The following is a 22,325-nucleotide window of genomic DNA, read 5'->3' as shown; positions in this document are numbered from 1 at the left end:
ATGGTAGGACTTGAAGGGAGGAGGAGGGACAAGGCTCGATTCTGACTGTTGACGCAGCACAGACCGTGGGAGATTTCGCCCCTCCTCCTTTCACCCAAGCGCCGATAAAGAATGCATCTGGCTAGACCGACGATAGGAACAAGCCTGCGCCTCTGGGTGAGCCCTTCAAGTGCTCAAACCTTATCCCGGAGGAAATCCTGTGGCAATGCCAGTCGCTCTATCAAATCCGATCGTTGGCGTGGATGTCGCCAAAAATGAACTGGTGATTTATCAGGCCGATAGCGATCTGCTTGAAGCGATTCCCAACACCAAAACATCCATTAAGCAGTGGCTGAAGGCCTTGCTCGGCCCCGTGTCTATTGCCATTGAGGCTACAAACATCTACCACTTGGAATTCGCTGATTTGGCCTATGCGGCCGGTTGCACGATTTACATGGTGGGCGGCTATGAACTCAAACATTACCGCGAAGGCGTGAAGATCCGCGCCAAAACCGACGCCTTGGACGCCAAGTTGCTGGCCCGTTACCTGAAGAACGAAGCCGAGGAGTTGCGCCCCTGGACCCCGCCATCACCGCTGTACCGCCAGCTCCTGAGCCTTTTCCGCCGCCGCGCGGCTTTGGTCCAGGCAAGGGTCGGCCTGGTGCAGAGCTGGTCGAATGAGCCGCTATTGAAGGCAGCTTTTGCTGAACAAATAAAATCCATGCAGCGGCTTGAAACGATGATCGAAAAGACGATCAACGATCAGCTCAAACAAGCCGGTTTGCTCGGCCAATTGAAGCGTTGCCTGAAAGTTGAGGGCATTGGATTTCTGACCGGAGCGCGCCTGCTCACGGCGTTTCAGCGGGGGGAATTTAGCAACGCGGATGCGTTTATCGCCTTCCTGGGCATGGATTTAAGGGTATCGAAATCAGGGCAAAAGGACGGTCGCCGCAGCTTGACCAAGCGCGGAGACCCCGAGGCCCGCCGACTTTTGCACAACGCTGCGATGTCGGCTAGCCGTACGAAAGCCTGGAAAGGGTTTTACGAGGCCCAAAGAGCACGGGGTTTCAGCACCACGCAGGCGTTGGTGATGCTGGCTCGCAAACTTGCTCGGGTGGTATTCGCCTTGCTGAAAGGGCAAAGCGAATACCAGACAAAAGTCAGTTGAGGGCTTCCCCTCAACCATAGAATCTCCCACAGGGTTCTGTGTGCAACAGGGAGATTTTGAACATGCTGCAAGTCGACAAGCTGCACCAGTACTACGGCGGTAGCCACATCCTCCGGGGCCTGTCTTTCGACGTGAAGGTCGGCGAAGTCACCTGCCTGCTTGGCCGTAACGGCGTGGGCAAGACCACCCTGCTCAAATGCCTGATGGGCTTGCTGCCGGCCAAGGAAGGTGCGGTGAACTGGGAAGGCAAACCGATCACCGCGTTCAAGCCGCACCAGCGTGTCCACGCCGGCATCGCCTACGTACCACAGGGCCGCGAGATCTTCGGACGCCTGACCGTGGAAGAGAATCTGTTGATGGGCCTGTCGCGGTTTCCCGGCAGTGAAGCCAAAGAAGTCCCAGGTTTCATCTACGAATTGTTCCCGGTGCTGCTACAAATGAAGCAGCGTCGCGGCGGTGACCTCTCTGGCGGTCAGCAACAGCAGTTGGCGATCGGGCGAGCATTGGCCAGCCGCCCACGTTTACTGATCCTCGACGAACCCACCGAAGGCATTCAACCCTCGGTGATCAAAGAGATCGGCGCGGTCATCAAGAAACTTGCGGCGCGCGGTGACATGGCGATTTTGCTGGTGGAGCAGTTCTACGATTTCGCCGCAGAACTGGCCGATCAGTACCTGGTGATGTCCCGGGGCGAGATCGTCCAGCAAGGTCGCGGCGAAAATATGGAGGCCGAAGGTGTACGCGGGCTGGTAACGATCTAGTACAACGAACTAATCTGTAGCTTCCTAACGATAATTACAAACCATGAATTCGACTGTTTCACCTGCCCTGTTTAACCCGAGCTGGCACGCCGAGCTGGAACTCGCTTACGCCCGTTTCGGTGACTGCACGCGTCCGGTCATGCGCCGGCACCTCGGCCCGCTGCGTGTGCAAAAGCACCTTTACGCAGAAGGCCCCGAGGTCTGCCAGCACATCATCGTCCATCCTCCGGGCGGGATTGCCGGCGGCGACCGACTGGACATCAGCGCGCGCGTCGAACAACACGCCTGGGCGCAGATCACCAGCCCCGGCGCGGCGAAGTGGTATCGCGCGGGTGGGCCGGCGTATCAAAAACTGGATTTGAAAGTGGCAGCCGGCGGGACGCTGGAATGGCTGCCGCAGGAAACCATCGTCTACAGCGCCGCGCAGGCTGAGCTGAGCACTTCGATTGATCTTGAAGGCGATGCGCGGCTGTTCTACTGGGACGTGGTCGCACTGGGTCGCCCCGCCAGTGGCGAGCGTTTTGACCGTGGGCATTTTCAGGCGCATCTGGATATTCGCCGTGATGGTCGATTGCTCTGGCACGAGCGCCAGCGCGTTGTCGGCGGTGATGGTTTGCTTGATTCGCCGATCGGGCTGGATGGCAATCCGGTGTTTGCGACGTTGTTGGTCACTGGCGAGATTGAGGCTGAATTGCTTGAGCGCTGCCGCTCGCTGGGCCACGAAGTGCGTGGGGATTTGACGCAGTTGCCGGGGCTTTTGGTGGCTCGTTGTCTGGCCAGTGAAGCGTTGCTCGCCCGCGCCTGGCTCATCGATTTATGGCGTTTGCTCAGACCCGCCCTGCTGGGTCGCGACGCGGTATCCCCCAGAATATGGAGCACCTGAAAAGCGACCTTCACCCCCCGCCCTCTCCCGGAGGGAGAGGGAGCCTGACCGGGTCGTTTGAAATGAATTTACTGCCTGAACGAATACTGCTGACTGAACCGGCCATTGAAAACAACCGAGATCAGTCCCCTCTCCCTCGAAGGAGAGAGCCTGACCGGGTCGTTTGAAATGAATTTACTGCCTGAACGAATACTGCTGACTGAACCGGCCATTGAAAACAACCGAGATCAGTCCCCTCTCCCTCGGGAGAGGGCTAGGGTGAGGGGTTGCTCCAACGGGCACCCCGCGCCCGCAAGAACCTCACAAATCTGCCCTGATGGAACCCCACAATGGACCTGACCCCACGCGAAAAAGACAAGCTGCTGATCTTCACCGCCGGCCTCGTCGCCGAGCGGCGTCTGGCCCGCGGCGTGAAACTCAATTACCCGGAAGCCATGGCCTACATCTCCGCCGCGCTGCTCGAAGGCGCGCGTGACGGCCAGACCGTGGCAGAGCTGATGCACTTCGGCACCACCCTGCTCAGCCGCGAACAAGTGATGGAAGGCATCCCGGAAATGATCCCGGAGATCCAGGTTGAAGCGACGTTTCCCGACGGCACCAAACTGGTCACCGTCCACCAGCCGATCGTCTGAGGCCGCGCCATGACTTACACCATTCGCGATGCGCTGCACGCCGACCTGCCGGCGATCCGTGACATCTACAACGACGCCGTGCTCAACACCACGGCGATCTGGAATGAACAAGCCGTCGATCTCGGCAACCGCCAGGCATGGTTCAGCGCGCGCCAGGCCCAGGCTTATCCGATTCTGCTGATCGTCGACGCCGACAACAGCGTGCTCGGCTACGCTTCCTTCGGTGACTGGCGACCGTTCGACGGCTTTCGCCACACCGTCGAGCACTCGGTTTATGTGCGCAGCGACCAGCGCGGCAATGGCCTCGGCCCACAATTGATGGCAGCGCTGATCGAGCGCGCCAGAACCTGCGGCAAACACGTCATGGTCGCCGCCATAGAAAGCGGCAACGCTGCCTCGATTCGTTTGCATGAGCGCGCCGGTTTCAAAATTACCGGGCAGATGCCGCAAGTCGGCACCAAATTCGGCCGCTGGCTCGACCTGACCTTCATGCAACTGACCCTCAACCCTGGCGCGGAGCCGCCTGACGCCAACAAGGAGTGACACCGATGAACGCCGCCCAACTGCGCCGCGTCAATGCTGAAAGTTTTGCGCATTACCGTCAGGGTCTGATTGATCTGCTGCTCGATGCCGTGGGTTACGGCGCCAGCGTCGGTTTCATGGCCGACCTCGATGCGGCTCAGGCGCGCGCGTATTTCGATGAGGTGCAGGACAACGTCAACAAGGGCAGCGTGCTGCTCTGGGTGGTGGTCAAGGACGAGCAGGTACTGGCCAGTGTGCAACTGGGCCTGTGCCAGAAGGCCAACGGCCTCAATCGTGCCGAGGTGCAGAAACTGCTGGTGCGCGAACACGCACGACGTCGCGGCCTCGGCCAGCAACTGATGAGTGCGCTGGAACTCGAAGCGCCCAAGCACAAGCGCGGCATGCTTTACCTCGACACCGAGGCCGGCTCGCCCGCCGAAGATTTCTACAAGGCGTTGGGCTACAGCCGCGCAGGCGAAATCCCTGATTACGCTTGCGATCCGAACGGCACCTATCGGCCGACCGCCCTCTATTACAAGATTCTGCAAGGAGCCCAGTGATGATTCCTGGCGAGTACCAGATCCAGCCCGGCGACATCGAACTCAACGTCGGCCGCCGCACTATCAGCCTGAAAGTCGCCAACAGCGGCGACCGGCCAATTCAGGTCGGTTCGCACTATCACTTTTTTGAAACCAACGACGCGCTGACCTTCGATCGCGCCGCCAGCCGTGGCATGCGCCTGAATATTCCGGCGGGCACGGCGGTGCGCTTTGAGCCGGGGCAGAGCCGTGAGGTTGAGCTGGTCGATTACGCCGGGCATCGGCGGGTGTTCGGATTTGCCGGACGGATCATGGGCAACCTCGACTGACTGATCGTTCCCACGCTCTGCGTGGGAATGCATCCCGTGACGCTCCGCGTCACATAACGGCGGACGCAGAGCGTCCATGGCGGCATTCCCACGCAGAGCGTGGGAACGATCAACTAAGGCAGACACATGAAAATCTCCAGACAAGCCTACGCCGACATGTTCGGCCCCACCGTCGGCGACAAGGTGCGCCTGGCCGACACCGAGCTGTGGATCGAAGTCGAACACGACTTCACCACCTACGGCGAAGAAGTGAAATTCGGTGGCGGCAAAGTCATCCGCGACGGCCAGGGCCAAAGCCAGTTGCTGGCTGCCGAAGTGGTCGACACGCTGATCACCAACGCGCTGATCATCGACCACTGGGGCATCGTCAAAGCCGACGTCGGCCTCAAGGACGGGCGCATCGCCGCAATCGGCAAGGCCGGCAACCCCGACGTGCAGCCCAACGTGACCATCGCCATTGGCGCAGGCACCGAAGTAATCGCCGGCGAAGGCATGATCCTCACCGCTGGTGGCATCGACACACACATCCATTTCATCTGCCCGCAGCAGATCGAAGAAGCGCTGATGAGCGGCGTCACCACCATGATCGGCGGCGGCACCGGCCCAGCCACTGGCACCAACGCCACCACTTGCACCTCCGGCCCGTGGCACTTGGCGCGCATGCTTCAGGCCGCTGACGCGTTCCCGATGAACATCGGCCTCACCGGCAAAGGCAACGCCAGCCTGCCGGAGCCGCTGATCGAGCAGGTCAAGGCCGGCGCCATCGGGCTCAAGCTGCACGAAGACTGGGGCACCACGCCGGCGAGCATCGACAACTGCCTGAGCGTCGCCGATCAATTCGACGTGCAGGTGGCGATCCACACCGACACCCTCAACGAGTCCGGTTTCGTCGAAACCACCCTCGGCGCGTTCAAGGGCCGCACCATTCACACCTATCACACCGAAGGTGCCGGTGGCGGTCACGCACCGGACATCATCAAAGCTTGCGGCTTCCCTAACGTGCTGCCGAGCTCGACCAACCCGACCCGGCCGTTCACCCGCAACACCATCGATGAACATCTCGACATGCTGATGGTCTGCCACCACCTCGACCCGAGCATTGCCGAAGACGTTGCCTTCGCCGAAAGCCGGATCCGCCGCGAAACGATTGCCGCCGAAGACATCCTTCACGATCTCGGCGCGTTCTCGATGATCAGCTCCGACAGCCAGGCCATGGGCCGTGTCGGCGAAGTCATCACGCGCACCTGGCAGACCGCCGACAAGATGAAAAAGCAGCGCGGCCCGCTGCCGCAGGATGGCGCAGGCAACGACAACTTCCGCGCCAAACGCTACATCGCCAAGTACACGATCAACCCGGCGATCACTCATGGCATCAGCCATGAAGTCGGCTCGATCGAAGTCGGCAAGTGGGCGGATCTGGTGCTCTGGCGCCCGGCATTCTTCGGCGTAAAACCGACGTTGATCCTCAAGGGCGGCGCGATTGCCGCGAGCCTGATGGGCGATGCAAACGCCTCGATCCCGACGCCGCAACCGGTGCACTACCGCCCGATGTTCGCCAGCTACGGCGGCTCGCTGCATGCCACCAGCCTGACCTTTATCAGTCAGGCGGCGCAGGAAGCCGGGCTGCCTGAAGCACTGGGTTTGAAGAAGAAAATCGGCGTAGTCAAAGGCTGCCGTGATGTGCAGAAAACCGATCTGATCCACAACGACTATCTGCCGAATATCGATGTCGATCCGCAGACCTATCAGGTCAAGGCGGATGGCGTTCTGCTGTGGTGTGAACCGGCAGAAACCCTGCCAATGGCCCAGCGGTATTTCCTGTTCTGACGCAGCCGCCACGCTGTAGAAAGGCCTCGGGACCGCGCCTTGCGCACAGTCTCGGGGCCTTTTTCGTGCTGGTATGAAACCACCACGCAAACAGTCGTGTAATTCTCGCCAAAGGAACTACTATTCGATTCGCTCCACCTCTTTTCAGGAACTGCCCATGCGTCTATCCGAGTTCATCCAGGCGAATATCGAGCCTATCGTCGATGAGTGGGAACAGTTCGCCGCAACTATCACGCCGGCCGCCGACTACCTTGATTCCACGGCTCTGCGCGATCACGCCAGCGCCATTCTGCGGGCCGCGGCCCGCGACATGAGCAAGCCGCAGAGCCCTGCCGAACAGGCCGCCAAAGCCAAGGGCGAAGGCCCGGAAAAGACCCCGAGTCTGGACGAGGCCGGCGCCAGTCATGGCGAGTTGCGCCACACCGTGGGTTTTGATCTGGTGCAGATGACCAGTGAATTCCGCCATCTGCGAGCCTGCGTGATTCGCCTGTGGGTCAACAGCCTGCAATCCCCTGACGTCGCCTATTTCCAGGACATGATCCGCTTCAACGAAGCCATCGACGAAGCCCTGGCCGAATCGACCGCCGCCTATGCCGAACAGGTCAACCGTTCGCGCGATATTTTCCTCGCCATTCTTGGCCATGACCTTCGCGCGCCGCTGCAAGCGGTGAGCATGTCCACCGAACTGCTGCTGCGCAAAACCCGTCTGGAAGGCGATGCTCTGACGTGCGCCCTGAATATCAAACGTGGAGCGCGACACATGGCGGCCATGGTCAGCGATTTGCTGGAACTGGTTCGCAGTCGTCTGGGCAGAAGCCTGCCGATCGAGCCGGCATCGATGGACATGGCCGATGCGGCGCGGGCAGCGATTGCCGAGGCTTGCGCGGGCAATCCGGAATGCGATCCGTCGCTGACGGTAGAAGGCGATACCAAGGGCACGTGGGATGCCGGGCGCATCGATCAACTGCTGCAAAACCTGATCGGCAATGCCTTGCAGCATGGTTCGAACCAGCACGACGTGACCGTCATCCTCAGCGGCGAGGTCGATAGCGTATGCATCGCGGTGCATAACTACGGCACACCGATTCCCGAAGAGGCGATTGGCACGATCTTCGACCCATTGGTACGCAGCGCCGACGAAGAACTCGGGCAGCCCTCCACCAGCCTTGGGTTGGGGTTGTTTATCGTCAAGGAGGTGGTCACCGCCCATGGCGGGACGATCGAAGTCAGCTCGAGCAAGGCTGACGGGACACTGTTCAGCGTGGTCCTGCCCAGAAAGGTTTAAGCAGATCAACCGAGGGGAATTCATCGCTGGCAAGCCAGCTCCCACAGGGTTGTGCGTCGTTCGCAAAATATGCATTCGACGCGCTACTTGTGGGAGCTGGCTTGCCAGCGAAGAGGCCCTTCAGTGCGACCTGTAAACAACGGTAAAACTATTCGACCACCAGTCGACCCAATCGCTGGCGCAGCATCCGGTTCTCCGCCCGCAGTTCCTGCACTTCTTCGAGCAGATTCAACGCCAGGGCGACGCCTTCCCACTCCAGCTCAAGATCACGCCGCAACTTGGCGGCGCGCTTGGCTAGACTCAGTTCGTAGTCGGTGAAACGCCATTCCCGGGGCTGCGCGCCCTGAGGTTCGAGGATGCCGTGTTCGACGATTTCGAACACGTAGACGTCCGACAGATCGGCCGCCTCACAGAATTCTGCCAGGTCCAGTTGAACGATCAGGGGGCTGCTCATGATGGGCTACTCCGTCGTCGGGTTCAGAAGTTCTCTCGCGGATTGAAGGCGGCTTTCTTCGCCAGTTCCTGCCACAGCGCCTTGACCTCGTCGTCAGCAGCTTTCGGCATCACGGCCTTGAGCTGGACGAACAGGTACCCACGTTCGCCTGCCTTGTTTTTCAGGCCATGACCTTTGGCGCGCATGCGTTGGCCGTTCTGGCTGCCGGCCGGCACCTTCAAGTTGATCTTGCCGGTCAGCGTCGGCACCGCCACTTCGGCACCCAGCGCCAATTCCCACGGTGCCAGCGGCAAGGTGATGATGAGGTTTTCGCCTTCAACATCGAATTTCGGGTGCGGCGCAAAACGAATGGTCAGGTACAGGTCGCCATTCGCCCCGCCACCGACGCCCGGTGCGCCCTGCCCCTTGAGGCGGATGCGCTCGCCGTCGGTCACGCCTGCCGGGATCTTCACGTTCAGGCTCTTGCTGGTGTTGCTGACGTGCTGGCCGTTGGCGTTATATTGCGGCACCTGGAAGGTGACCTTCTTCGATTCGTTCGAAAGCGTTTCTTCGAGGAAGATTGGCAGTTCCATTTCCACGTCTTGTCCCCGGCGCCCTGCACTGCGTTGTTGCCGACCTTCGCCGCCACCGAAACCGGGGCCGCGATTGCCGAAAATCGAACTGAAGAAGTCCGAGAAGTCACCGGTGTCACCACCGCCACCGCCAAAGCCGCCGCGGCTCTGCCAGCCCGGTGGGCCCTGGAACGGTTGACCGTGCTGACCATAACGGCGCAGCTCGTCGTATTCAGCGCGTTTGTCGGCGCTTTTCAGCGCTTCATAGGCTTCCGAGGCGTCTTTGAATTTGGCCTCGGCGTCTTTTTCCTTGCTGACATCGGGGTGGTATTTGCGCGCCAGCTTGCGATAGGCAGCCTTGATTGCCTTGTCGTCTGCTGTCGGCTCCACGCCGAGTATCTTGTAATAGTCTTTGAAGTCCATCGAAGGAGTCACCGTCCGTTATCGATTTCGCGCCGATGCCAGCATGCGCCGATTCGCGCGTGCCGGGTTGACCGATCTCAAGGTTGTGACCGGGTGGCGCAGCAGAAGTTTATCGGCAGTGGACGGCGGTTCTTGCGACCGCCGGTGGTTCTGCCGGCCCATGCCAGCAAGTTTGGGGCAAAGCTTGAGGTTTCAAGGCAGTTTAGTCGTGAAATAGCAGATGACCGGCCTTCGAATCTGGCGCGCACTGACATACACTGCGCGGCCGTTTTTTGACCGGAACCGAAAGACATGAAAGACGCCTCTCCAGCCCGTGCCTGCGGCATCGACTTCGGCACGTCCAACTCCACCGTCGGCTGGCTGCGCCCCGGCATGGAAACGATGATCGCGCTGGAAGACGACAAGATCACCCTGCCGTCGGTGGTCTTCTTCAACATCGAGGAACGCCGCCCGGTTTACGGTCGTCTGGCCCTGCACGAGTACCTGGAAGGCTACGAAGGCCGCCTGATGCGCTCGCTGAAAAGCCTGCTCGGTTCCAAGCTGATCAAGCACGACACCAGCGTGCTCGGCACGGCGATGCCGTTCAAGGACTTGCTCGGCCTGTTCATCGGCCAGTTGAAGAGCCGTGCGGAAACCGCCGCTGGTCGGGAATTCGAGCAAGTGGTACTTGGCCGTCCGGTGTTCTTCGTCGATGACGATCCGCTGGCTGACCAGGAAGCCGAAGACACCCTGGTCGAAGTGGCGCGCAAGATCGGCTTCAAAGAGGTCTCGTTCCAGTACGAACCGATTGCGGCGGCCTTCGACTACGAGTCGACCATCGAGAAAGAAGAGCTGGTACTGATCGTCGACATCGGCGGTGGTACCTCCGACTTCTCGCTGGTGCGCCTGTCGCCCGAGCGTCGTGGCCTGGATAACCGCCACGATGACATCCTCGCCACCGGCGGCGTGCACATCGGCGGGACCGACTTCGACAAACAGCTGAGCCTGCAAGGCCTGATGCCGTTGTTCGGCTACGGCAGCCGCATGAAGAGCGGCGCCTACATGCCGACCAGCCACCACATGAACCTGGCGACCTGGCACACCATCAACTCGGTGTACTCGCAGAAATCCAGCCTGGCGCTGGGCAGCATGCGTTACGACATCGAAGACACTGGCGGCATTGATCGCCTGTTCAAGCTGATCGAACAACGCGCCGGGCACTGGCTGGCGATGGAAGTCGAAGAAACCAAGATTCAGCTGACTCATACCGACAGCCGCCATGTGCCGCTGGACCGCATCGAGGCCGGGCTGAGCGTGGAACTGACGCGCGCGCTGTTCGAGTCGGCGATCGACGCCTTGCTGGAGCGGGTACGCGGCAGCGTTACGCAACTGTTGAACGATGCCGGTGTGGCAGTGGAACAGGTCGACACGGTGTTCTTCACCGGTGGTTCGAGCGGCATTCCGGCACTGCGCAATAGCGTCTCGGCGATGCTGCCGAATGCGCGGCATGTCGAAGGGAATATCTTTGGCAGCATTGGTAGCGGTTTGGCGATTGACGCGATGAAACGCTACGGTTCGATGGCCTGATGATCGTTCCCACGCTCCGCGTGGGAATGCCGCCATGGACGCTCTGCGTCCGCTGTTGAGGCTGTGACGCGGAGCGTCACGGGATGCTTTCCCACGCAGAGCGTGGGAACGATCACCGGGTGGTTACACCATCCCGCCCAGCTTCAACTCACTCTTCAGGTACGCATAATAAATCGGCCCCGCCACCACCCCCGGCAGGCCGAACGCGGCCTCGAACACCAGCATCGCCAGCAGCAACTCCCACGACTTGGCACTGATCTGCCCGCCGACAATCCGCGCGTTGAGGAAGTACTCGAGCTTGTGGATAAAAATCAGATAGCCCAGCGCGGCAATCGCCACCCAGATCGATAGCGACAGGCCGACGATGGTGATCAGCGTGTTCGACATCAGGTTGCCGATCACCGGCAGCAGGCCGAGCAGGAAGGTCAGCACGATCAGGGTTTTGGTCAGCGGCAACTTGATGCCGAACATCGGCAGGATCACCGCGAGGAAGATCCCGGTGAAGAAAGTGTTGAGCAGGGAAATCTTGATTTGCGCGAAGACGATGTTGCGGAAGGCCTGCACCAGCAAGTGCAAGCGATCAAACAGGGCCGCCGCCAGCGGTTTGCGTTTGGTCACGTCGGGGATGCGCTGCAAGGCAATGATCGCGCCGAGCACCATGCCGATCAGCAGCGTCACGAACATGTGCGCGGCGTCTTTGCCGACCAGTTGCAGGTCGGACAGGTGCTTGCCCATCCACTCGCCAATCGCTACGCGAAATTCCGCAGCACTGGCCGGCAGATAGGCGTCGATGAACGGCGGCAATTGCCCCCGCGCGCGGTCGACCACGCCCATGAACTTGTCCAGTGAGGCGCCGGGGTTTTCCGCTTCATGCAATAAGAAGCTGATGGCGCCGGCGAAGATCAACGCCAGCACACTCACCACCAACGTGCCCAGCAACGCCACCGCCAGCCAACGCGCGCGGCGACCTTCGATCAGCCGTTGCAGTTGCGGGGTGAGCATGTTGACCAGTTCAAATACCAGCAGCCCGGCCAGCAGGCTCGGCAACAAGCGCAGCGGCAGCACCAGCAGCAAACCGCCGAAAATGATGATGCAACTGACCCAGAACACTACATGACGCTCAGAAAACGTTGGCATACAGCCTCAAAACGAACGGCGTAAAAGGATTGGCAGTCTGCCAGCGTTCCGGGGTGAGCACTAGAAATATGCGGAGCTTCAGCTTTTGGTGCCCGGCTTCAGATCCAGCCCTCACCCTAGCCCTCTCCCAGAAGGAGAGGGAACCGATTGGGGGATGCTCTGGATATCCAGTGACCTGAGACAGCGCCATGGAATCCATAATCGCCCGTTTTTTTCAGGTCGACGAATGTCTTGAAACACCGCAGTCAGTCCCCTTTCCCTCCGGAAGAGGGCACCGATTGGGGTATGCACTGGATATCCAGTGACCTGAAACAGCGACATGGAATCCATAATCGACCGGTTTTTTTCAGGTCGACGAGTTTCTTGAGACACCGCGGTCAGTCCCCTCTCCCTCCGGGAGAGGGTTAGGGTGAGGGCAAATCTCAAGCGGACGCGTCGACCCTGACACTCCACAGAACCGGGTTATTTTTTCTTCAGGCAATCACTCATGAACGTCTTGCGCGCATCGCCGGTCAGGGCTTTGGTGGCGGCATCGGCGTTGCAGGTTTTCATTTTCTGCTGCTGCGGCGTCAGGGCCTTGGCATCGTTGGCCGCTGGCGCTGCCTTGAGGCAAGTGCTCATGAATGTTTTGCGCTCATCGCCTTTCAGACTCTTGGCGGTCGCATCGGCATTGCAGGTGGTCATCTTGTTCTGTTGCGCCGTGGCGGCAAAACCTTGGGAACACAGGAGCAAACCAATCATCAACAAAGGGACACGCAACATCTTCATGGAGTTTTCTCCTTGTCGCCGCACCGATGGGAACGGCCTCTGCTGGAGTGTAGCCAAATCTTGTTACACCTTCCTGCCTTCCAGATGGCTACGGCGATACTGCTCTGGCGTACACCCGGCCTGCCGCGCGAACATGGCGATGAACGCCGAGCCGCTGCTGTAACCGAGGTCGAAGGCGATTTCCTGCACGCTGCGTGAAGTTTCCAGCGCCTCGATCGCGGCGAGATAACGCAGACGCTGGCGCCACTCGCCAAAACTCATCCCCAGCTCCCGAACGAATTGCCGGGCCAGCGTGCGCTCACTGACGTGCACTTGCAGCGCCCAATGCGCCAGCGGCTGATTGTTGCCCGGTTCGGCCTGCAAGGTTTCGAGAATCGCCAGCAGCCCCGGACTGCTCGCGTACGGCAGATAGCATTCATGCACTGGCGCCTGTTGCAGTTGATCGACGAGAACCTGAGCCAGACGCTGATCGGCATCGAGTTCAGGAATCTTCACGTCACGGGCGGCGAAGTCTTTGAGAATCGCCTTGAGAATGTCGCTGATCGCCAGGGTACAGGCGCGCTTGGGCAGTTCGGCGCAGACCTTGGGGTCGAGGCACACCGCGCGATAGTTGACCGGTTGATGGCTGTAGAAACTGTGCTCGACCTGCGGCGGCACCCACACCGCGTACTGCGGCGGCGACATGAAACGGCTGCCGTCGACGTCCATGTGCAGCACGCCATGAGCGGCGTACTCCAGCGTGCCCCACGGATGCCGATGCGGCGCGGCGAATTCATGGGCATTGAAGTCGGCGTAGCGGAAGTACACCGCTGACGGCAGTTCGCTGAAATCCAGCAGATCGATGTGTTTGCTGTTCATGCTGTCCGGTTGCAGAGGCAGGTTGTCCGGTTCGAAGTATAGGCCTGCATCCAGACAAGGGATAATCACCCTTCATCAACGTACTGGTTTCGACTCATGCAATACGCGTTTCCGCTGCTGGCGATTTTTATCTGGGCCGGCAATACCGTGATCAACAAACTGGCGGTCGGGGCGATTTTCCCCGCCGAGATCGGTTTCTACCGCTGGCTGCTCGCCGGTTTGCTGTTCACCCCGTTCATGCTCAAAGCCGTAATCGCGCACTGGCCGCAGATCCGTCCGAATCTGAGCAGGATTTTCGTTCTTGGCGTACTCGGCATGGCGGTCTATCAGAGCCTCGCCTACTTCGCCGCAACCCTGACCACGGCGACCAACATGGGCATCATCCTCTCGCTGATGCCGTTGATGTCGCTGGCCATGGCGATCATCAGTCTCGGCCAACGCCTGACCGCCGGTGCGCTGGTCGGTGCGGTTCTGTCGTTTGCCGGCGTATTGGTCGTGGTCTCGTCCGGCAGCCTCGGCGCGTTGCTGCAGCACGGCGTGAACATGGGTGATGCGATGATGCTGATCGCCACACTGGCCTATGCGATCTACAGCACTTTGCTGAAAAAATGGCAGCTGCGCCTGCCGCCGCTGGTGTTGCTGTATTTGCAGGTGCTGGTGGCGATTGTCGTGTTGTTTCCGCTGTATGCCGCTTCGCCGAAGACTGGTTTGACCCTGCAGAACATACCGCTGGTGCTATATGCGTGCCTGCTCGCGTCAATGCTCGCGCCACTGGCGTGGATGCAGGCGGTGCAGCGTCTGGGGCCGAGTCGCACGACGTTGTTTTTTAACTTGCTGCCGTTGATTACCGCGCTGATTGCAGCAGGGGTGTTGAAGGAGCAGTTGGCGATGTATCACCTGGTGGGTGGCTTGTTGACCTTGGGCGGGGTGATTCTGTCCGAGCGTTGGACCACCGTGTTGGGCCGCCGGGCCAGCGTTGCCTGATGGAAAAGATCGCAGCCTGCGGCAGCTCCTACATGAGCTCGAGGCGTTCACAAAATTTGTGTGCGACACCGAACCTGTAGGAGCTGCCGCAGGCTGCGATCTTTTGATCCTAAAGGCCGGCAGCCTTTAGCCGCGCCGCATGCTCGACAAACAGCCGCACCGGATCCGCGCCCTTGCCGACCAGCCCCAGCGACTGATTGACGATGTCGAAGTGATCCAGCGGATAGTCATCGCCAATCACCGTGCCCAGATGCGAGCTGTAGCGCCCGACCATCCCGTCACACTGCCCCGGCTCACGCACGAAGGTTTTCGCAAACAAGCGACAGCTGCGATTGGTGCCGTCGAACAGATTACCGCCACGATCAGTCTTGCCCGGTTGCAACGTCCCTGACCATGAGTAATAACGCACACCATTGACCTCCTCCGGCCCGTGCCCACCCCAAGTTTCAGGCAAGCCCTGTGGATAACGCTGATTGAACAGCGCAACACCCTCAGTCGTCAGCGATTGGTGCGAGGCATGAATATCCACCGGCAGTTTCGGCCCGTGGTAACCGGTCTCCAGCAGCGCCATTAGCCAGCCGACAAAACGCAGCAATGCTTCAAGCAGACGGCCCTTGGCGCTGTCCGCCGGGTAGTGTTTTTGCAGATAGTCGGCCAGTTCCGAGCCATGATTCGGCCCGGCCACCGACGTCACCGAGGCCACCAGATCCGGCCGTTTCGCCGCCGCATAGCGCGCCGTCAGCGAACCCTGACTGTGGCCGAACAGGTTGACCTTGTGCGCCCCGGTCTCGCGCAAGATCTCGTCAATCCGCGCCAGCAACTGCTCGCCGCGCACCTCCGTCGAATGCAGCGGCGACACCTGTACAGCAATCACCGTCGCCCCACCACGGCGCAGCGCCTTGATGATGCCGTACCAGTACGGATAGAGAACCAGCCGGATAAACCCGAGCATGCCGGGCACCAGCACCAGTGGATAACGCGTCGACATGGGCAAACATCCTTGTGGTCGGTGAGTGGATGCCAAGCGTGCAAAACGCCCGCCAAGCATCCTCCTTGATGATGACAACTCGACGACCAGCCTACTTCAGGCCCACCACCCCCGCCACAATCAGCCCGACTGACAGCAGTTTGACCAGCGTCAGGCTCTCGCCCAACAGGGCGAAACCGAGGAACACCGTGCCGAGTGAGCCAATCGCGGTCCAGATCGGGTAGGCGATGCTCACCGGCAACTCGCGCATTGCCAGTGTCAGGAAGTAGATCCCGCCGACCGCCGCAATCACCGTGATCAACGACGGCCAGAGCCGGGTGAAGCCTTCGGCGTATTTCATGCCCATGGCGAACGTCACTTCAAATCCGGCGGCGATCAGCAGGAACAGCCAGGCCATTTAGAACTCCCGGGCAAGGCTGAGCAAACACTGCTCGGCCTCGGCCAACGACACCGCGAAGGTGCGTTCGGCGGACTCTTCGCCCTCGGCCGCGACAACGCTGACGTCGTTGATGCCGATGAACCCCAGCGCCGTGCGCAACCACGGATCGGCGTGGTTCAAGGCTTCCAGTTCACCACCCGGGCCGAAACCGAAACCGCCGCGACTGGTGACGATCAGCGCCTTCTTGCCCTGCAACAGCGGGGTGTATTGGGCGACACCGTTGTCCAGTGTGTGGTCGAAGGTCAGGCCCAGGCGCACGATCTGATCGACCCAGGCCTTGAGGCCGCTGGGTACGCTGAAGTTGTACATCGGCGTGGAAATCAGCAGCAGGTCGTGGTCGAACAACTCGCCAACCAGTTGATCGCTCAGGGCCAGATCGGCCTGCATCGACAGTGGGCGTGCTTCAGGCTGTGGATAAAACGCGGCGGCGACAAAGGCTTCGTTAACCGCCGGAATCAACGCCCGACCGACCTCCCGGCGAGTCACTTGCGCCTGCGGATGACGCACCTGCCAGGCACTGAGAAAACTTTCCGCCAGACGCCGCGAGTGGGAACGGTCGCCGCGTGGGCTGGCATGAATCGCAAGAATTCTACTCATCTGTAAATCCTCCGGACTAGAATCAAACTGCTTGTGGCTTGCAGCTTGAAGCTCGCCACTGCTTCTTCTCAAATGAGCAAAAATCACTCGGGATGAATTGATTTCATCCGTGGAGCTTTTAATGTTCGCCTCGCTGCCTCTCACTGCCCTGCGCGCTTTTGAATCGGCATCACGGCTGCTCAGTTTCAAGGCTGCCGCCGAAGAACTGTCGGTCACGCCCACGGCGATTTCGCATCAGATTCGCTCGCTGGAAGACTGGCTCGGCGTCGCGTTGTTCGAGCGTCTGCCGCGCCAGGTACGTCTGACCGAGGGCGGTGAACGCCTGTTTCGCAGCCTGCACGGCGCATTGCTGGAGGTGGCGCAAAGCGTCGACACCCTGCGCCCGCAACGCAACGCCAGCACGCTGACGCTGTCGACCACCGCCGCGTTTGCTGCGCTGTGGCTGGTGCCGCGCCTCGGGCGCTTTTACGCGCAGCATCCGAACATCAACGTGCGCCTCGATACGCACTGCGAAGTCATCGATCTGCATCAGGACGCCAGCGTCGATCTGGTGTTGCGCTACAGCCTCGACGAGTACCCGAACCTCTACGGTCTGTGCCTGTTCGACGAATCGTTCGGCGTTTACGGCTCGCCCGAGCAAGTGGCGCTGGCCGCGCGGCGCACGCCAACGTTGATCAGCGTGCGTTGGCACAACTCCAAGCTGTATGCCCATGGCTGGGAAGCGTGGTGTGCGAAGGCCGGCGAAAACTGGTTGAACCCGCAGCCGGCCATCCGCGAATACGATGAAGAGCATTACGCCCTGCAAGCGGCGATTGCCGGGCAAGGACTGGTGCTGGCGAGCAACATTCTGGTGTCGGAGAGTGTCGCCAGCGGTTTGTTGGTGCCGTTCATGGGCCAGATTCAAGTCGATGGCGCCGGGTACAGTGCGTTGTGTGTGCCAGGGCGCGAGCGGCATCCGCCGGTGCGGGCGTTTTTTGCCTGGTTGCGCGAGGAGGCAGTTTTGTCCGGGCTGGCGCCAAGATCGCAGCCTTCGGCAGTTCCTACTGGGGTTGCGTAAACCGATAAAACTTTTTGCAACGCTCACGACTCACAGCTTAGGTAGCGACCGCGTCCGCAGAACGTGGCGACAATCGGATTAGCCTCCAGGAGATCGAAATGAGCGACGACCTGCATCTGTCAGATGTTCAAACCTTGCGCGAACGTGCGCGCCAACACGTCGAGAACGGCGCCGTCACCGAGGGCTACAGCGCCGACCGTGAAGAGGTGCTGCGCTTGCTCAATGAATCGCTGGCCACCGAACTGGTCTGCGTGTTGCGCTACAAGCGCCACTACTTCATGGCCAATGGTGTGAAAGCCCATGTGGCCGCCGAAGAGTTTCTCGAACACGCCACCCAGGAAGCCCAGCACGCTGACCGTCTGGCCGAGCGCATTGTGCAATTGGGTGGCGAGCCCGAGTTCAACCCCGACATGCTGTCGAAGATGTCCCACGCGCAATACGTGGCCGGCAACACCCTCAAAGAGATGGTCTACGAAGACCTCGTTGCCGAGCGGATCGCCATCGACAGCTATCGCGAAATCATCCAGTACATCGGCGAAAAAGACCCGACTACGCGGCGTATCTTCGAAGATATCCTGGCGCAGGAAGAAGAGCATGCCGATGACATGGCTGACATCCTGAACGACCTGTAACCCTTCAAAACCGCCTTCGCGAGCAGGCTCGCTCCCACATTGGAATGCATTTCAAAGTGGGAGCGAGCCTGCTCGCGAAGGGGCCCTTTTGGGCACCGACTATTTAGTGGGTTTGACGGTAACCGGCGCCTTGCCCGCCTTCATCTGCTCCAACAACGGCGCACACTGATTCGGCTCACCGCCACTCGGTGCCACCAGCGCCAACAGCCCCGCCGCCGGCGCAGCTATCACACCCAGCGCAACCATCCCCGCCCCGCGCAACATCAGCGGCACGGCCTTCACGCCGGCATCCGGCTTGATGAATTTGCCGCGTACATACAGCGGCGAACGCAAGGAAATCAACCGCCAGCCCTTGGATTCCGGGGTCACCGTCAGGTCGAGTTGCTCGGTGGCCATGTTCGCCGTGCCGTCGATATAGATGATCGCGTTCTCGGTATCGAAGACAAACAGCTGCGTGGTCGCCAGACCGGTCTTGATGTCGAAGTCTGCCGCTGCGCAGTTGATCTTCACTTCCTTGTCGCCAAAGATCTTGCCGACCACATAGTTGCCGACGTTGAGCCCGGCCAGTTCCATCAGCTCACGGCTGATCGCGCCGTCGTTGATCACCATCTTCAATTTGCCGTTGGCGCCGCCCAGTAGCTTGGCCACCGAGTTGCCGCGCCCGCTGATATCGGCGTCGCCATTGAGCTCACCAAAACTGGTCTTCATCGGTTCAAAGGTCGGGAACAGCTCCTTGAGCTTGAAGCGGCGCGCGGTCAATTTGGCCCGGCCTTCCAGCGGTTCGGTGCGGCCGTTAAGGCGAATCTGTGCATCGAGATTACCGCCAGCGACACCGAAGCGCAGTGGCTCCAGGCTGAGTTCGCCGTCGTTGAGTTTCAAGTGGGTATAGAGGTCATTGAACGGCAGTTTCTCGCTGTGGACGATGCGCTTGCCGGTGAACTCGACGTCGGCATCCATCGCGCGCCAGCGATCAGTCTTGAACTCTTCCACCGGCAGCACTTTATCGGCTGGCTGTTTGCTTTCGCCGCCGCGCGCCTTCTGCTTGTCATTGGAGTCAGCGCCGATCAGCGGTGCGAGGTCAGCGAACAACAGTTGATTGGAAAGCAACGAGCCGCTGAGTTTCGGCCGTGGCTGGCTGGCGACGTAGGTAAGGTCGCCATGGATGTCGCTGCTGCCGATCTTGCCGTTGAACTGCTCGTAGGTAAATTTCGCCCCGGCCTCATCGTGCAGTTTGGCGATCAAGTGACCGTCAGTGGAATACGGAGGGGTGTCCGGCAGGGTCACGCCAGTCAGCGGATAAAGATTGCTGAGGCTCGCGCCGGCCAGTTTCAAGCGCAGATCGAGGGCGCCGAGGTTGAGCGGATCAGTCAGCGTGCCGGCCAGTTCGATGCGAGTGTCGCCGATCTTCGCTTGGGCCTGCAGCGGGAATGGCTTGCGCGCATCCTGCAAGGCGAGCAGCCCGCCGATCTTGCCTTGGCCGGAGAGGTTCTGACCGTGGTATTGGCCTTTGACCTTCAAGGCAAATGCATAATCCTGCGGCGCACCGCCCTTGTCCTGCGCAGTCTTCGCCGCTTTGGCTCCGACGATGTCGCTGTAGGGGATGGGTTTGCCCAGCGGATCGATCAGCACATCAAGATTGGTTTTGAGCGTTTGATCGTCGAGGGTGACATGGCCCTTGTCAAAACCGATGGCGCCGATGTCGACCACCCAGCTCGAGGGTTCAGCGTTCGGATCTTTCGGGTCAAACTTGAACGTCCAGTTGGCGCGGCCATCGGCCAGACGCTGCAACTCGGCATTGGGTTCGGTCAGGTCGATGCGCGGAATCACCACGCGTTGCGCCAGCAATGCCAGCGGCGAGATACGCAGCTCAACGCGTTTGAGCGTGACCATCTGCTGCTTTTTCGACCAGTCCGGGTTGCCCAGGCTCAAATCCTCAGCGACCACGTGCGGCCACGGCACCCAGGCGCGCCAGCCACCCTCGTCCGGCTCGCGCTGCCAGATCACCGCGAGGTTGCCATTAATAGCAAACGGTCGGTGCAGTTCTTCCGAGACTTTGGCGTTGAGCGGCGGTTTGATCCGGTTCCAGTCGAAGAACACGATGATCAATACCAGCACAGCCAGTAGCAGCACGAGGATGGCGAAGGTCCAGCTGAAGATTTTTCCAGTGCGCGTCATGCACAAAGCTCCTGATCACGACCGCACGCAAAGACTGCGGCGTACGGCTGAAACGGCGGGCCAAAGCGGCCCTCATGAAGTCTACGACTGGCAAACCAGCCGCAGGTTTAATCGAAAGGCCGATTGGCGCTTAAAAAGTCGCGCGAAATCTGACCAATCAGTCGAACAGTGTTACCGCGACCCGCACGTTTGCGAGGCGCGAGTGAGTCGGAAATACCCACCTCGGTGCAAAACCGTCGCCCGGAAAGCCGCGATCTAGAGCCTCCCGGCAGAACAATCAATTCTGTTGATTATTACCATTGCGTTTATGAACTTTTATATCGACTTATCGAGAGTAGCATTGCCCTCGTACCCACTTTATCGCCCTCCCAAGGAGCAACCCATCATGAAACGCCAATTACTGCTTAGTCTTACCCTGTCGATGCTAGCCAGCACTGCTTTCGCCCTGCCCGCTGCCGATCAGGCTACCCCGCAAGTGAAATCCAGCCACTCGGTATTCAGCCAGACCGTAGCAGCTGATGGTTCGGACCGTACCCCACAAGGCCAGACCCTGGCTGAAGGCGGCCGTGATCGCCTGGAAGAGAAAGGCCTGGTTCAGGACGGCTACGACAAGACCCCACAAGGCCAGACCCTGGCTTCCGACGGCAGCGACCGCACTCCACAAGGCCAAACTCTGGCTTCCGACGGCAGCGACCGCACCCCACAAGGCCAAACTCTGGCTTCCGACGGCAGCGACCGCACCCCACAAGGCCAGACTCTGGCTTCCGACGGTAGCGACCGCACCCCACAAGGTCAGACCCTGGCTGACGACGGTTTCGATAAAACCCCACTGGGTCAAGCACTCGCCGAAGGTGGTGGTGACCGTGTGATCGAACGCAACAGTGCCTTGAGCTAAGCCCATGGCGGCCTCGAAAAAAAGCCCAATCACCGGATTGGGCTTTTGACTTTTCTGGCCGGTGAAATCTTCTGCTCCATGTCCTCTCGTTCGACGCCGACAAAGCCGATTTGCTAGAGTGCGGCGCTTGTCCTGCCAAAGAACACACCCTGCGATGCTGCCCCGCGCCGAACAGAAACAACAGACCCGCAACGCCTTGATGGACGCTGCCCGCCACCTCATGGAAAGCGGCCGAGGATTCGGCAGCCTGAGCCTGCGCGAAGTGACCAAAACCGCCGGGATTGTGCCCACCGGTTTCTACCGGCATTTTGCCGATATGGATGAGCTCGGCCTGGTGCTGGTCAGTGAAGTCGGCCAGACCTTCCGCGAAACCATCCGTCTGGTGCGCCACAACGAATTCGTCATGGGCGGCATCATCGATGCCTCGGTGCGGATCTTCCTCGACGTGGTCAGCGCCAATCGCTCGCAATTCCTGTTTCTCGCCCGTGAACAGTACGGCGGTTCGCTGCCGGTGCGTCAGGCAATCGGCCGGTTGCGCGAGAACATCAGCTCCGACCTGGCGGCCGACCTGACGATGATGCCCAAGCTTCAGCACCTGGACGCCGCCGGTTTGAGCGTGATGGCTGACCTGATCGTCAAATCAGTCTTCGCTACCCTCCCCGACATCATCGATCCGCCGGCCGAAGCCCTGCCGGAGCATCTGACGCCGCAGGCGAAGATCACCCAGCAACTGCGCTTTATCTTTATTGGGCTCAAGCACTGGCAAGGGCTGGGCAGTACCGAATAACTCCCCTCTTCCCGCCACACCACAAATCCCCTGTAGGAGTGAGCCTGCTCGCGATAGCGGTCTACCAGTCAAATAGTTGCTGACTGACA

General features: G+C 60.2%; 24 protein-coding genes. 15 read left to right on the top strand and 9 right to left on the bottom strand.

The genetic code is table 11. The features are described 5' to 3' along the window. The first annotated feature begins 205 nt into the window (after nt 1-205). The 9 genes from J0G10_RS04060 to J0G10_RS04020 all read left to right on the top strand — a co-directional run bounded on the left by J0G10_RS04060 (nt 206) and on the right by J0G10_RS04020 (nt 7,925). On the top strand, nt 206-1,147 hold the full coding sequence (locus J0G10_RS04060) for an IS110 family transposase (RefSeq protein WP_220558825.1): 942 nt from the start codon (nt 206-208) through the stop codon (nt 1,145-1,147). 62 nt (nt 1,148-1,209) lie between these two features. Continuing rightward, nucleotides 1,210-1,908, top strand: coding sequence for an urea ABC transporter ATP-binding subunit UrtE (gene urtE, locus J0G10_RS04055; protein ID WP_095047335.1), 699 nt, complete (start codon nt 1,210-1,212; stop codon nt 1,906-1,908). A 43-nt stretch (nt 1,909-1,951) separates the two neighbouring features. Next, nucleotides 1,952-2,791, top strand: coding sequence for an urease accessory protein UreD (locus J0G10_RS04050; protein WP_220557525.1), 840 nt, complete (start codon nt 1,952-1,954; stop codon nt 2,789-2,791). 329 nt (nt 2,792-3,120) lie between these two features. Continuing rightward, nucleotides 3,121-3,423, top strand: a complete 303-nt coding sequence (gene ureA, locus J0G10_RS04045) for an urease subunit gamma (protein ID WP_007915951.1) — start codon at nt 3,121-3,123, stop codon at nt 3,421-3,423. Nucleotides 3,424-3,432: 9 nt separating this feature from the next. After that, nucleotides 3,433-3,966: a GNAT family N-acetyltransferase gene (locus J0G10_RS04040; protein ID WP_095047333.1), complete on the top strand. Its 534-nt coding sequence runs from the start codon at nt 3,433-3,435 to the stop codon at nt 3,964-3,966. Nucleotides 3,967-3,971: 5 nt separating this feature from the next. Next, a complete protein-coding gene (locus tag J0G10_RS04035; RefSeq protein ID WP_093430218.1) occupies nt 3,972-4,505 on the top strand; it encodes a GNAT family N-acetyltransferase in 534 nt (177 codons plus the stop codon). After that, nucleotides 4,505-4,813 (top strand): urease subunit beta, encoded by a 309-nt coding sequence (locus J0G10_RS04030; protein ID WP_095047332.1) that lies wholly within the window; start codon nt 4,505-4,507, stop codon nt 4,811-4,813. The genes J0G10_RS04035 and J0G10_RS04030 overlap by 1 nt, the downstream gene beginning before the upstream one ends. Nucleotides 4,814-4,939: 126 nt before the next feature. Beyond that, on the top strand, nt 4,940-6,640 hold the full coding sequence (gene ureC / locus J0G10_RS04025; RefSeq protein ID WP_095047331.1) for an urease subunit alpha: 1,701 nt from the start codon (nt 4,940-4,942) through the stop codon (nt 6,638-6,640). A gap of 157 nt (nt 6,641-6,797) precedes the next feature. Beyond that, entirely contained in the window at nt 6,798-7,925 is a 1,128-nt protein-coding gene (locus J0G10_RS04020) for a sensor histidine kinase (protein ID WP_220557523.1), read from the top strand. A gap of 148 nt (nt 7,926-8,073) precedes the next feature. Here the strand turns inward: J0G10_RS04020 and J0G10_RS04015 are convergent, their stop codons facing one another. After that, on the bottom strand, nt 8,074-8,379 hold the full coding sequence (locus J0G10_RS04015; protein ID WP_220557515.1) for a chaperone modulator CbpM: 306 nt from the start codon (nt 8,377-8,379) through the stop codon (nt 8,074-8,076). 23 nt (nt 8,380-8,402) lie between these two features. Continuing rightward, entirely contained in the window at nt 8,403-9,353 is a 951-nt protein-coding gene (locus J0G10_RS04010) for a DnaJ C-terminal domain-containing protein (RefSeq protein ID WP_095126127.1), read from the bottom strand. Nucleotides 9,354-9,644: 291 nt separating this feature from the next. On the opposite strand from J0G10_RS04010, the gene J0G10_RS04005 reads away from it, so the two are divergent. After that, nucleotides 9,645-10,919: an Hsp70 family protein gene (locus J0G10_RS04005; RefSeq protein WP_095047327.1), complete on the top strand. Its 1,275-nt coding sequence runs from the start codon at nt 9,645-9,647 to the stop codon at nt 10,917-10,919. Nucleotides 10,920-11,042: 123 nt separating this feature from the next. On the opposite strand, the gene J0G10_RS04000 is transcribed toward J0G10_RS04005, so the two are convergent. The 3 genes from J0G10_RS04000 to J0G10_RS03990 all read right to left on the bottom strand — a co-directional run bounded on the left by J0G10_RS04000 (nt 11,043) and on the right by J0G10_RS03990 (nt 13,682). Continuing rightward, nucleotides 11,043-12,056 carry an AI-2E family transporter gene (locus J0G10_RS04000; RefSeq protein ID WP_093430211.1) on the bottom strand — a complete coding sequence of 338 codons (1,014 nt, stop codon included), beginning with the start codon at nt 12,054-12,056 and terminating at the stop codon, nt 11,043-11,045. Nucleotides 12,057-12,518: 462 nt separating this feature from the next. Next, complete coding sequence (locus J0G10_RS03995; RefSeq protein WP_077570711.1) at nt 12,519-12,824, bottom strand: PsiF family protein; 306 nt, start codon at nt 12,822-12,824, stop codon at nt 12,519-12,521. A gap of 63 nt (nt 12,825-12,887) precedes the next feature. After that, nucleotides 12,888-13,682, bottom strand: a complete 795-nt coding sequence (locus J0G10_RS03990) for an AraC family transcriptional regulator (RefSeq protein ID WP_093430359.1) — start codon at nt 13,680-13,682, stop codon at nt 12,888-12,890. A gap of 96 nt (nt 13,683-13,778) precedes the next feature. On the opposite strand from J0G10_RS03990, the gene J0G10_RS03985 reads away from it, so the two are divergent. Further along, complete coding sequence (locus J0G10_RS03985) at nt 13,779-14,666, top strand: DMT family transporter (RefSeq protein ID WP_095047325.1); 888 nt, start codon at nt 13,779-13,781, stop codon at nt 14,664-14,666. A 109-nt stretch (nt 14,667-14,775) separates the two neighbouring features. Here the strand turns inward: J0G10_RS03985 and J0G10_RS03980 are convergent, their stop codons facing one another. The 3 genes from J0G10_RS03980 to J0G10_RS03970 form a co-directional block, all read right to left on the bottom strand. Then, entirely contained in the window at nt 14,776-15,654 is an 879-nt protein-coding gene (locus tag J0G10_RS03980; protein ID WP_095047324.1) for an esterase/lipase family protein, read from the bottom strand. 91 nt (nt 15,655-15,745) lie between these two features. Next, complete coding sequence (locus tag J0G10_RS03975; RefSeq protein ID WP_016985399.1) at nt 15,746-16,051, bottom strand: DMT family transporter; 306 nt, start codon at nt 16,049-16,051, stop codon at nt 15,746-15,748. Beyond that, nucleotides 16,052-16,690: an FMN-dependent NADH-azoreductase gene (locus J0G10_RS03970; RefSeq protein ID WP_220557513.1), complete on the bottom strand. Its 639-nt coding sequence runs from the start codon at nt 16,688-16,690 to the stop codon at nt 16,052-16,054. A gap of 109 nt (nt 16,691-16,799) precedes the next feature. Here J0G10_RS03970 and J0G10_RS03965 point away from each other — a divergent pair, with 109 nt between their 5' ends. Continuing rightward, complete coding sequence (locus tag J0G10_RS03965; protein ID WP_220557511.1) at nt 16,800-17,747, top strand: LysR substrate-binding domain-containing protein; 948 nt, start codon at nt 16,800-16,802, stop codon at nt 17,745-17,747. Between the two features lie 98 nt (nt 17,748-17,845). Further along, complete coding sequence (locus J0G10_RS03960; protein ID WP_093430205.1) at nt 17,846-18,379, top strand: ferritin-like domain-containing protein; 534 nt, start codon at nt 17,846-17,848, stop codon at nt 18,377-18,379. A gap of 99 nt (nt 18,380-18,478) precedes the next feature. On the opposite strand, the gene J0G10_RS03955 is transcribed toward J0G10_RS03960, so the two are convergent. After that, complete coding sequence (locus J0G10_RS03955) at nt 18,479-20,554, bottom strand: AsmA family protein (RefSeq protein ID WP_220557502.1); 2,076 nt, start codon at nt 20,552-20,554, stop codon at nt 18,479-18,481. A gap of 385 nt (nt 20,555-20,939) precedes the next feature. Here J0G10_RS03955 and J0G10_RS03950 point away from each other — a divergent pair, with 385 nt between their 5' ends. Together J0G10_RS03950 and J0G10_RS03945 are read left to right on the top strand one after the other, a co-directional pair. Beyond that, nucleotides 20,940-21,449: a hypothetical protein gene (locus tag J0G10_RS03950; RefSeq protein ID WP_095047320.1), complete on the top strand. Its 510-nt coding sequence runs from the start codon at nt 20,940-20,942 to the stop codon at nt 21,447-21,449. A gap of 154 nt (nt 21,450-21,603) precedes the next feature. Beyond that, a complete protein-coding gene (locus J0G10_RS03945; RefSeq protein WP_007915913.1) occupies nt 21,604-22,236 on the top strand; it encodes a TetR family transcriptional regulator in 633 nt (210 codons plus the stop codon). Nucleotides 22,237-22,325: the final 89 nt, after the last annotated feature.

Origin of the sequence: Pseudomonas germanica, from assembly GCF_019614655.1 — a bacterium.
In the GTDB taxonomy this organism is placed as follows: domain Bacteria; phylum Pseudomonadota; class Gammaproteobacteria; order Pseudomonadales; family Pseudomonadaceae; genus Aquipseudomonas; species Aquipseudomonas neuropathica.
The sequence above is the reverse complement of the archived record's forward strand: the minus strand, read 5'-3'. Positions and strand labels throughout refer to the sequence as shown.